The organism is Pseudoalteromonas sp. PAST1 (assembly GCF_021532515.1).
GTDB lineage: Bacteria > Pseudomonadota > Gammaproteobacteria > Enterobacterales > Alteromonadaceae > Pseudoalteromonas > Pseudoalteromonas simplex.
On record NZ_JAKGBH010000005.1, the window covers coordinates 38783 to 50584 of the forward strand.

Consider the following 11802-nt stretch of genomic DNA (forward strand, 5'->3'; position numbering starts at 1 on the left):
ACTGCTAGCAAATGAAGCTAAAAGAACAATTATGGAACTTATCTACTTTGCTACCGCTTTCGTGTTTGGCTTTGCCATTTATCAATTAAAGCTACCTCCTCTCATCGGCTTTTTATTAGCAGGCTTTGCGCTTAATCTTTATGGCTATAAAACAACCGAACTACTAAATACATTAGCAAACCTCGGTGTAACACTATTACTTTTTAGCATAGGTCTAAAACTTAAAGTGTCTAATTTAATGAAACCGCAAGTGTGGGCGCCTGCCTCAATGCACATTGTTCTGAGCAGCACGCTGTTTAGTGGTTTTATGTTACTGCTAGGTGCCCTTGCACTGCCTTTATTTAGTGAACTTACTTGGCAAAGTGCATTGTTAGTCGGCTTTGCTTTTAGCTTTTCAAGTACCGTATTTGCCGTAAAAGTATTGGAAGAGCGCGGTGAGATGGCAAGCCTGCATGGTAAAATCGCCATTGGCATTCTAGTTATGCAAGATATCTTCGCTGTTATCTTCTTAGCCATCAGTACAGGTAAAGCACCGAACATGTGGGCACTGGCATTATTAGTGGGATTGCCTATTTTACGTCCAGTGATGTTTTGGGTATTAAATCGCTCAAAACACGGTGAACTATTACCTTTATTCGGGTTTTTCTTTGCACTAGTTTTAGGTTACCAAGCATTTGAATTTGCAGGTCTTAAAGGTGATTTAGGTGCGTTGATTATCGGTATGATGTTCGCATCACACAAAAAAGCAGGTGAGTTATCAAAGTCATTACTGAATTTAAAAGATGTGTTACTGGTTGGCTTTTTCTTAAATATTGGTTTGAATGCCGAACTGACAAGTCACGCAGTGATTGTTGCACTTATCATTATACTCGTCTTGCCACTAAAAGTTGCACTTTATTATGTACTGACAAACGCATTTAAGTTACGTGCTCGTACTTCGTTATTAAGTGCATTTAGCTTAGCCAATTACAGTGAGTTTGGCCTGATCGTTTGCGCAGTTGCAGCTACCAGCAATTTAATTACTTCTGAATGGCTGGCAGTTATGGCTATTGCAGTTTCAATCACATTTGTTTTAGCCTCGCCTCTTAACAAACGATCAAATGAGATTTATGTCAAAATCGAACATTGGCTACTTAAATTTGAAAGTGACAGCCGTCTTGCTGAGGAACTACCTGTTAATTTAAATGATACTAAAATCGTGATATTTGGCATGGGCCGTATTGGCACGGGTGCTTATGAAACGATTAGCCAAACCCATCCAAATCTTGTCGCGGGTATTGATATCAAACCTGATGTAGTAGAAAAGCACATCAAACGCGGTCGTCGGGTATTACTCGCTGATGCAACAGACCCTGATTTTTGGCAACGTGTAAATCATTCACATGTAGGTATGGTAATGCTCGCTATGCCTAAACATATGCAGAATATTTTTGCTTTGGAGCAACTACGAGCCTCAGGTTATCAAGGACAAGTTACTGCAATTGCCAATTATCCAGATCAGCAAAAAGAACTAGAAGATATGGGCGTTGACTCTACTTATAACTTTTATTTAGAGGCAGGAAGTGGTTTTGCAGAGCATGTAAAGCAAAAACTTTTTTCTTAGCACCTAAAATAATTATTGGTACTTAAGGATGGTGCCAATAATTATCTCTAAAATTTTCAGCAAGTTGCATAGTCAGGTTAAAATCACCTGTTTTTTAGTTCCCTTTATTAGGTCAACTCTATTTACAAAGCTTTACATGTAGATTAGCAATCACCAATAAAAAAAGAGTAGAATCCTAAGAGTACTAATAGCTTAGTATCTATTTTTAACACAAAGAAGTGACACAGTATAAGCATATTACGACTAGCATATGCGTAACTGTAAACTGATTAGGGTTGTTTAAATGAAGAATAAGTTTACCAACGAAGTTTTGGCAGACACGGATGATGCGCGTTCTGGGAAACTTTCAGACATTCAGCAGCAGCTTGATGAATTACAACAAAATGGCATGACCCCAATGGATATAAGGGCGGTGCTTTTTAACAAGATGCTCGATATCTATCAGGTACCTAATGATCACTTTCTGAGAGATGCAGAAACACCAGAAAGAATTGATGATCCGTCTATTGCATTGCAATTGCAACAGCTCGGTTTTTCAAAAAAACCTCGATATCAATTACACTAACTACTAGGCATTACTCTAGTAGTATCTATTCTGAGGGCCTACCTCCCTCACTAAATAGGCTGTTTCTTGCCCGTCACAGCCTATTTTCTCTCTTATTTTTACCGTATCATCTAACTTTAAAGTTTCTTTGAGATAAAGATGGATACAGCTGAACTCAAACGTGCCATAAATACTAAGATGCCATTTGGAAAGTATGCTGGCCGTCCTTTATTGTTACTCCCTGAGCCTTATTTAGTTTGGTTTAAACAGCAAGGATTTCCAGACTCTAAATTAGGAGCACAACTGGCGATGATGTATGAAGTGAAGCTAAATGGCCTAGAAAAAATGCTCATGCCATTATTAAATGAAAATAATTAAACTTTTTACGAACTTTTATAAATTGGTGCGGTCTATTACTTTGCTACTTGTTTATTTTTGGTTTTAATCTTTAAAAAGCGCCCTAGGCGCTTTTTTTATGCCTGTAATTTAAAGCGAGTTACTTTTAAATAAATGAATAGTAAATTTAGCTCCACCTAATGGTGAATCACACACCTCAGACTGCCCTTGATGCCAACTAACAATTTTAGCAACAATCGCAAGGCCTAAGCCAAAGCCGCCAGTTTTCTTGTCACGGCTTTTATCTAGACGAGTAAATGGCTTAAAAATACTTTGCCACTCAGACTTAGCTATCCCTGGGCCGTCGTCTTCAACACTTATTTGTATTGAATCACCCAACTCTTCAAGGCTGACATGAATTTTATGGTTTGCGTATTTTTGTGCATTGCCTAATAAATTTTGAATACAACGCGCCATAAAATGCTCGTCACACTCATAGTAAAGCTGCCTAGGCGCACTCACTGCTACATCGATATCAGTAGCAAATTCGAGCTTATTCACGACACTGTTAATAAGCGCTGTAAGGTCACACGAACGTGGCTTTAAGCTTGGTTGATGCGAATCAAGTCGTGCGTATTCAAGCATCTCAGACACTAGCGCTTCAAGCTCAGCAATATCAGCCTGCATATTATCTATATAACTATAAGATTTCTCATTTTCAATTTGCTCTTCAAGCATAGCAACGGCAAACTTTAAACGCGCCAACGGCGTTCTAAACTCATGAGAAACAGAAGAAGTCAGTTCTTGCTGCGCAGCTAGTAGGTACTGAATACGCTCTTGCATAGCATTAAGCGTGCCTGTAATTGGCAAAAAAAATGATTTAGATGCATCACGCAATTCGAAATCTTGCGAGCCGCCTACCGCCTCACAAGCTAAAGTGAGTTTGTTAAAGTCTCGCCAAAGTAACAAGCTCCAAAGACCAATAGGAAGACCAATAATGGCTAGTAATAAAAAATAGGGCCAAACAGAGCTAAAGTTAGGATTTGATATTGAGAGTGGACCAACTTGTAATAGCTGAGTCTCATTAATAGTAATGTACCAAATTACCTTCTGCTGCTGATTAAAAAGATACAAGTAGTGATCATTTTGTAATTGTGTTTTGAGGTCTGTTGGTAGAGCGAGATCAGTTAAATCAATTAGCTCGCTATTAAACTCTTGCTGTAATTTAGCTAAGCCATTATCAGTTTGACTTAATAGCCATAATGATTTACCAAACTCTTGATCTAGAGCGATTTGTTGCTGTGTGTCTTCATAGGGCCATAACTGCTCTATGACCCCACTAACAAGAAACAGAGAAACTATTATGTAAAGATATAAGCTAGCAAACAGTTTCCCCATTAATGATTACATATCCCATGCATCAGAAACGAACAGGTAACCTTGCCCCCAAACTGTTTTAATTCGGTATGGTTTATCACTGTTATCACCTAATTTCTTACGGATACGCGATACACGTACGTCAACGGTTCGGTCTAAACCATCATATTGACGACCAATCATATGTTGATGAACATGCTCACGACTTAACACTTCACCTGCATTTGAAGCAAGCAACCAAAGCAGCTCAAACTCATGAGAAGTCAGTGTAATTTCACTGCCTTTAAGTGTAACAATGCGGCTAGTTTTATCAATGGTTAAATCGCCAAAGCTAAGCTCTTCTGGTGCTTTGTTTGTAGCTTGACCACGGCGTAACAATGCGTTGATGCGCGCTAATAATACGCGTGGTTCTGCAGGCTTAATAACATAATCGTCTGCACCTAGTTCAAGCCCAATTACTTGATCAAAGTCTTCACCTTTTGCTGTAAGCATTAGAATTGGTAAGTTGAATTTATCGCGTACCTGACGGCAAACACTAAAGCCATCTTTACCCGGTAACATGACATCTAAAATCATTAAATCAACTGGATTGTTCTCAAGGTATTCGAAAACTTCATCGCCGCGTTCAAGGACCGCAACATCCAATCCATTATGCTGAAGGTAATCGCGTGTTAACTGCTGTAAGCCGAGATCATCTTCAACAAGTAAAATCTTTGCCATTGGTTGCTCCTGATTTAAAAAAAGCTCCACGGTGAACGTAACCTACGCCTCGTTGTTTTTGCTTCAGTGCTTTGCACTTCGACTTTTGTGGTCGCAACTTTGCTCCCCGTGTGCGGATTGACTAAGGAGTATATTGTTTCAACCTGAACCCGCGCTTTATGGCTATAAAGCCCATTATTACTATCAGTCCAGCATTGAATTTGCTGGTTATTTTGGTATAAACACAGATCTTGAGGTTGAGCAGTTTTCCAGCTAATTTTTAATTCAAGATCACAAAATTCGTGCTGTTGTAATACAACACACACTTTTGGTGTGATATCAAACTGAGTCGCTTGTGCATAGCTTGGGGGAGCCCAAATAACAGCAACAAACACACACAGACTAAAAACAAAATACTTCATATTAAAAAATATGATTGAATCCTATAAAAGCAGTCATCGAATACGTGTGTTCAAAAAGCGGACTGTCATCCACGGCTGAGTAGTCATAATATGCTAAATGAAAACGAAGAGAGTTAGACTCACCTAGAGGCCAACGGGCGTCGATTTTAGCATAAGGTTGCCAGCTACTGCCAACCTCTATTTCTCCGTATGATGATTCTTCGGCCGATAAACCATAAAAATAATCATTTAATTCGTTCGATTTATACCAAACACCTAAGCTCGGTGCGATACTTAAACGACCTAACTGATGGTGAGATTGCCATTGTAAGGCACTGCGAGCCCCTTTATAAACCCCGGAGACATCAGCTAGAACCTGAACAGAGAATACATGATTACTGCGGATATAGTGATAACTCAAGCCCGCATCTAAAGCCCAGCGTCTTTTTTTTACGTCATTTGTTGTGACAACAGACTTTTCAACTAATTCATCACTACTCGTTGATTCAACAACGAAGCTATTTGACGTTTGCAAGGCAAATACATTACTAGGATGAAAATCTATAAAAAAACGGGTCTCGGGGTTAAATTCAGTGACAATGTTAACAACATGTGTGTCGCTTTCATGAAGGGAATAGCCTAAGCGACCATTATCAAAAAACCATTGTTCACCATAAAAAGCAACCTCTGGTAGCAGTATTAAAGGTAAATTGTCACCTCCATGCAATGGGTTTGTAATTACCCCAGCCCCAGTATTAACACTTAAGTGCCACTGCTCAGTATCAATTTGTTGAGTTGCCATACGGCTTTCACGTTCAGTGCGAGTAGAATCATCAGCATACGCTTGACCCACACATACTAGCGCCAAAGCATAGAAAACTACGCAGAACCTGATCGTTAGAAACTTCATTATTATTTTACGACCAAAGAAAATTTTGCAATGTCAGCATAATATCAAGATGTGAACAAACTGTCCTCAGCAGGTTACAAGTATTCACAAATTTGATACATATTTCGATTAAGTTTGTTACTCCTCGACAATCTCTATGCGATTGCGACCATGTTCTTTAGCTAAGTAAAGCGCCTTATCAGCTTTAGCAATGAGCTGTTCAGGGTTACTATTTTTAGCTTTTATCGCAATACCAAAACTAGCCGTTACTTGACTCAACACCTTATCAGAATTTGGCTTCTTGATTTGTAATTTAGCGATAGTTTGGCGAAGTAGCTGTGTGAAATTAGTCATATCACTAATACTTGCAAATTGGGCCGTAAAGCAAAACTCTTCACCACCGTAACGATAGACTTGGCCAATACTGGAAACATGCTTTAATAGCTTAGCAGACACTGCTCGTAAAACTTGGTCCCCTTTTTGATGTCCAAAGTTATCATTAAATGATTTGAAATGATCAATATCTATCATGGTTAATACTGATACTTGAGCTAATTCATTGTTTTTACAAAAACGCTTTATATCCTCATCAAACTTGCCACGATTCAATAACCCTGTTAATGGATCTCTTTGCGCTTTATCCTTAGATCTAATCAACTCTTGTTTTAAGTCGGTAATTTCTGCATAAGCTTGTGCTAGTTGATTTTGAAAGTCCTGTGCCCTACTTTGTAAGGTCGCTGACTCGTCACTTAGACGTTCTACACAATCAAGTACATCATCAAAGCCTGTTTCTTGGCTGATATCTGCATTTTTTAGTTTCAAATGGCATTCTTGAAGCGTTTGGTTAAACTCTGTTGAGTAATTTATTGCTTCATTGATGTCTTGATGTACCTTTCCAACAACATCATTAAAACCACCTGATAACTGATAAAACAATGCTAAATCATCACTAGATAGAAACTGGTTGAACAGCGATTTAGCATGCTCGTGGCTGCACGTTTTAAATGCATCAATAATTTTATCTAAAGCATCATTAAGTTCGGGGGTTTTATTGCTGACATACGCATACCAAATCGCATAATTTAGCGGTGTTATTGGCATCTTATACTTAACCATGAGAGGAATAGCTTGTTTTAAACAGTGACTTGAATAACTTAGTGAGTGCTCGGCTTGCGCAGAAAGTATCATGATTCTAGGCCATGAAAATTTTATTATTTTAAATTACGTTAACAACACCTTGAAAAAAAGCAATAAAAATGGATTTTATCCATTTAAAACCAGTAAAAAACACGAAAAATAAATGCAAAAACCAATACTAAATAACTATCAAAAATTAAACCTTTTATACCAACATCAAATCGTTAACGCTAAATAGCTTGCTGAGTAAGTGATTGAGCAATGCTCCAGATAGCATTGAGCGCAGGATCATGGCGCTCTTTATTCAAAACAGCTAAACCAATTTCGAAACCAGCAACAGTCTGCTCAGCATCACTTACGATTTGCACTTTATCTTTAAGCGGACTGTTGTCCAAAACTATCTTTGGCACCATGGCAATACCTAAACCTAAGCTCACCATAGACACCATCGCTTCATGGCCTGCAACCTGAGCGTAAATTCGGCCGTGAATATTCTTTTTACGCCACCACTGCTCAAGACGTTGCCTTGATAACCCTTGCTCAGCAACAATAAACTCTAAATCTGACCAATCAATTTGTTCACTGGCAGAAAGCTTTTCGCTGATCGGGCACGCTATTTTTGGTGCTATCAATACTAATGGTGAGTACCCGACACTGGTAAAGGCAATTTGCCCAGGTAGCTTTAAAGGTTTTGCGGCAATTGCCATATCTTCATGGCCATCTAAAACTCGGTTTATTGCAAGAGCGGGATCACCGGTATTAAGGGTAATTTCAATATATGGATGTTGCATTCGCAATTGCTCGAGTATTTGATGTAAAAAACTATATGAGGCAGTTACAGAACAATAAATACTGACATTGCCATAAACATGCTGTTGCGGCTCTTGCACATTAGCCTTAAAACGATGCCAGTTAGCCAGCGTCGCATTTGCGTACTCAATGAATGACTCACCTTCGCGAGTTAATTTGACAGTGCGATTATCCCGATTAAACAACACCACCCCAACCTCTTCTTCGAGCTGTTTAATATTACGGCTCAAAGTTGGCGCACTGATATGGCAAAGCTCACTCGCTCTGGCAAAGTGTAGCGTCTTGGCTAACGCTAAAAAGTAATTAAGATGTTTGTGATCCATACCGCCACCATTTCATTTTATGAAATACTTTAATTCAAATATATCATTTTACGCAAGGTAAGAAATTGCATAGTGTTAATACATACAAAGAACACCATGTCGGTTCTTTGATTTTCTAACAAAATTGTATTTATAGGACACTAACAATGGCGAATTATTTTAATACTCTTCCTTTGAGAGAGCAGTTAGCGCAATTAGCGCAGTGTGAATTTATGGACCCAGCAGAGTTTGCTGATGGTGTAGACGCTTTAAAAGGGAAAAAACTCGTTATTGTCGGTTGTGGCGCACAAGGCCTTAACCAAGGTTTAAATTTACGTGACTCAGGCTTAGATGTTTCTTATACATTACGTGAATCAGCAATTACTGAGCGCCGTCAATCTTTCTTAAACGCATCTGAAAACGGTTTTACTGTAGGCACGTATGAAGAGCTTATTCCAACAGCAGATGTAGTTTTAAACTTAACACCTGATAAACAACATACGGCTGTTGTTAATGCCATCATGCCATTAATGAAACAAGGTGCAACACTTGCTTATTCACACGGCTTCAACATTGTTGAAGAAGGCATGCAAATCCGTGAAGATCTAACTGTTATTATGGTTGCACCTAAGTGCCCTGGTTCAGAAGTACGTGAAGAGTACAAACGTGGCTTTGGCGTACCAACATTAATCGCGGTTCACCCAGAAAACGACCCTCAAGGCCATGGTTTAGCGCAAGCTAAAGCGTATGCAGCAGGTACCGGTGGTCATCGTGCGGGTGTACTAAAATCATCATTCATTGCAGAAGTTAAATCTGACTTAATGGGTGAGCAGACGATTCTATGTGGCATGTTACAAACTGGTTCACTACTTTGCTTCGATAAAATGGTCGAAAAAGGCATTGATGCAAGTTACGCGTCAAAACTAATCCAATATGGTTGGGAAGTGATCACTGAAGCACTTAAGTATGGTGGTGTAACTAACATGCTTGACCGCTTATCAAACCCAGCAAAAGTGAAAGCATTTGAATTAAGTGAAGAGCTTAAAACAATCATGCGCCCACTTTATAACAAGCATATGGACGATATCATCAGCGGCGAATTCTCACGCGGTATGATGGCTGATTGGGCTGAAGATGACGCAAAATTACTCTCATGGCGCGCAGAAACTGCCGAAACTGCATTCGAAAAGCAACAAAATACCGACCAAGAAATCAGCGAGCAAGCATTCTTCGACCAAGGAATTTTAATGGTTGCAATGGTTAAAGCAGGTGTTGAGCTTGCCTTCGAAACCATGACTGCAGCAGGTATCATCGCAGAATCTGCTTACTATGAATCACTACACGAAACGCCGCTTATCGCAAACACTATTGCTCGTAAGAAGCTTTTCGAAATGAACCGAACTATTTCAGATACTGCAGAGTATGGCTGTTACTTATACAACCACGCGTGTTTACCACTTTTACAAGACTTTATGAAAGACATCGATACAGATGTGATTGGTAAAGGCCTTGATAGTGCAAGCAACCAAGTCGATAACCAAACCTTGATTGCCGTGAATAAAGCACTACGCGAGCACCCGGTTGAAATCATTGGTAGCAAACTACGTGGTTACATGTCAGCAATGAAGAAAATTGTTTAACCCTGGAAAGTAAGTTTCGCTTGTTAGAAACCAAGCCCAATTGCTTATATGCTTTGGGCTTTTTTTTTGTCCCTACATTGATTCGTCATCTGTAAAGTGTATGCTAAAATTACTGACTTAAATGTTGTAAACTAAGACACTTTCATGGCGTTAAATCAATTCACCATCACTAAAAAAATTACCCTACTTGGCAGTTCTATCGCCCTCATTGTTGCTGCGTTAATCGGCGCAACAGCGATATACAGTGCAAAACAAATCATTGAACAGCGAATGATTGAATCGGAACTACCGAGCAAACTACAAGCAATTGATAATTATATTACTCACGATATAAATCAAATGATCAGTGCTGCTGAGCAACTCTCCAGTAACGAGTTTGTATTAGAGTGGGCTAACTCTGGCAATACAGATGATAAAACACTGCTAAAAGAGCTTAACCGCCTTGTTACCCAGTACGATCTAGCAACGGCTTCTTGGGCTAACCGTGAAACAGCACAATATTGGAACCAAGACGGTTTCTTGCGCGTTTTAACTAAAGAGCAAGATGGTTGGTTTTTCGCGTTTACTAACACCGCACAACCCTTTTCGATCAGTATCTATCAAGAGTCACCGACTGATGTAAAAATGTTTGTGAACCACCAGCAAACTAATGGCATTGGTTTAGCAGGCCTTGCAAAAAGTATCGACGATATGCAGGGCATGCTTAAACGCTTTCAAATAGAAGAAACCGGTTTTGTATTTGTTGCAGATAAAAACGGCCTAATTCAGCTGCATAAAGACGAAAACAAAGTCGCTAAAGCTAAGTTGGATGACGTTTACAAAACGGACATCACACGGGCTCTACTAACGCAAAGCGACTTCAATTTACAAGAAATCAACCTTAATGGTGAAGCAACCTTAGTGGCGGCCAGCCCAATTAAAAACACTGATTTGTTTGTTATTGCCCAAGTGCCAAAGCACGAAGTGTTTTCGAGCATTCAAGTTTTACAATGGCAAATCATCAGCTTTGCGATTGTGATTGCGTTGATTGCAAGCTTTGCAGGTTTAGTACTGGCACGTACGCTTTCATCGCCGCTGTCGAAAATGGCTGAGTTGTTCACCCGTTTAGGCTCTGGTGATGCTAATTTAGCGTATAGACTTCCTGACTCTGAGCAACCTGAACTTGCAAACTTATCAGCGGGCTTTAACCAATTTATCTCTAAGATTGAAACTGCAATTAGCCAAGTTGCTCAAGAAAGTAGTGAAATTAGACAAAGCGCCGATCATGTGTTTCAGCAAGCACAAAAGAACTCAGTGGCGCTTGATAATCAAAAAGAGCAAACTATCTCGGTTGCTGCGGCGATTAATGAAATGGGTGCAACAGTGCAAGAAATTGCCTCAAGCGCAGCGAACACGGCTAAGCTCACTGAGAATAGCAAGCAGAACACTGAACAAAGCCATACTCAGGTAACGCAAAGTAAAGAAGCAATAATTGAATTGGCATGTGATATCGATAATATCACCGAGCAAGTAAACGAGCTGGCAAACAAAACACAAGCGATTGCCAGTATTGTCGACTCTATCAGAGGGATTTCGGAGCAAACCAACCTATTAGCACTTAATGCGGCAATTGAGTCTGCTCGTGCGGGTGAGCACGGTCGAGGCTTTGCTGTTGTAGCTGATGAAGTTAGAGCGCTTGCAAATCGCACGTCGCAATCAACAACTGAAATTCAAACCATGATCAGTGAACTAACAAATACGTCTGATTTAGTGGTTAATCATATCAATCATTCGAAATCACAAGCTCAATTGAGCGTTGATGCAATGCAGAGTTCTGTTGAATTACTTAATGCCATTAACGATGCTGCCAATGAAATAAACGATATGGCAACCTTAATCGCAACTGCAACTGAAGAGCAAAGTAATGTAGTGGCAGATGTCGGTCGTAACATTGAGCAAATAAGTGACATTAGTGATAACGTTATGCGTGAACAAATTGATAGTGAACAAGCAATCAAAGACTTAGCAAACAGTGCGCAAACCCTTGATGACCTTGTTGCAACTTTTGATAAACACTGACACGTT

11 protein-coding genes are annotated in these 11802 nt (G+C 39.6%); 5 read left to right on the top strand and 6 right to left on the bottom strand.

The features are described from left to right. Window positions 1-31: 31 nt before the first annotated feature. The 3 genes from L1272_RS03455 to L1272_RS03465 all read left to right on the top strand — a co-directional run bounded on the left by L1272_RS03455 (window position 32) and on the right by L1272_RS03465 (window position 2525). A complete protein-coding gene (locus L1272_RS03455) occupies window positions 32-1603 on the top strand; it encodes a cation:proton antiporter family protein (RefSeq protein WP_054551712.1) in 1572 nt (523 codons plus the stop codon). Window positions 1604-1886: 283 nt separating this feature from the next. After that, entirely contained in the window at window positions 1887-2168 is a 282-nt protein-coding gene (locus L1272_RS03460; RefSeq protein ID WP_054551713.1) for a hypothetical protein, read from the top strand. A 138-nt stretch (window positions 2169-2306) separates the two neighbouring features. Further along, a complete protein-coding gene (locus L1272_RS03465) occupies window positions 2307-2525 on the top strand; it encodes a DUF3820 family protein (protein ID WP_054551714.1) in 219 nt (72 codons plus the stop codon). A gap of 108 nt (window positions 2526-2633) precedes the next feature. On the opposite strand, the gene L1272_RS03470 is transcribed toward L1272_RS03465, so the two are convergent. From L1272_RS03470 to ilvY, 6 genes are all read right to left on the bottom strand, one after another. Continuing rightward, on the bottom strand, window positions 2634-3881 hold the full coding sequence (locus L1272_RS03470) for an ATP-binding protein (RefSeq protein ID WP_235372755.1): 1248 nt from the start codon (window positions 3879-3881) through the stop codon (window positions 2634-2636). Window positions 3882-3887: 6 nt separating this feature from the next. Then, window positions 3888-4580: a response regulator gene (locus L1272_RS03475; protein ID WP_054551952.1), complete on the bottom strand. Its 693-nt coding sequence runs from the start codon at window positions 4578-4580 to the stop codon at window positions 3888-3890. Between the two features lie 14 nt (window positions 4581-4594). Continuing rightward, window positions 4595-4981 (bottom strand): DUF3019 domain-containing protein, encoded by a 387-nt coding sequence (locus L1272_RS03480; protein WP_054551716.1) that lies wholly within the window; start codon window positions 4979-4981, stop codon window positions 4595-4597. 1 nt (window position 4982) lies between these two features. Further along, on the bottom strand, window positions 4983-5762 hold the full coding sequence (locus tag L1272_RS03485) for a MipA/OmpV family protein (RefSeq protein ID WP_235372790.1): 780 nt from the start codon (window positions 5760-5762) through the stop codon (window positions 4983-4985). Window positions 5763-5987: 225 nt separating this feature from the next. Continuing rightward, the gene (locus tag L1272_RS03490) at window positions 5988-7037 is read right to left on the bottom strand and encodes a GGDEF domain-containing protein (RefSeq protein ID WP_235372756.1); all 1050 of its coding nucleotides are present in this window, start codon (window positions 7035-7037) and stop codon (window positions 5988-5990) included. 179 nt (window positions 7038-7216) lie between these two features. Next, window positions 7217-8119: an HTH-type transcriptional activator IlvY gene (ilvY, locus tag L1272_RS03495; protein WP_054551718.1), complete on the bottom strand. Its 903-nt coding sequence runs from the start codon at window positions 8117-8119 to the stop codon at window positions 7217-7219. Window positions 8120-8265: 146 nt separating this feature from the next. Between ilvY and ilvC the strand changes: the two genes are divergently transcribed. Together ilvC and L1272_RS03505 are read left to right on the top strand one after the other, a co-directional pair. Continuing rightward, window positions 8266-9738 carry a ketol-acid reductoisomerase gene (gene ilvC / locus L1272_RS03500; protein ID WP_138601558.1) on the top strand — a complete coding sequence of 491 codons (1473 nt, stop codon included), beginning with the start codon at window positions 8266-8268 and terminating at the stop codon, window positions 9736-9738. Window positions 9739-9882: 144 nt separating this feature from the next. After that, window positions 9883-11796 (top strand): methyl-accepting chemotaxis protein, encoded by a 1914-nt coding sequence (locus L1272_RS03505; RefSeq protein ID WP_235372757.1) that lies wholly within the window; start codon window positions 9883-9885, stop codon window positions 11794-11796. Window positions 11797-11802 lie beyond the last annotated feature (6 nt).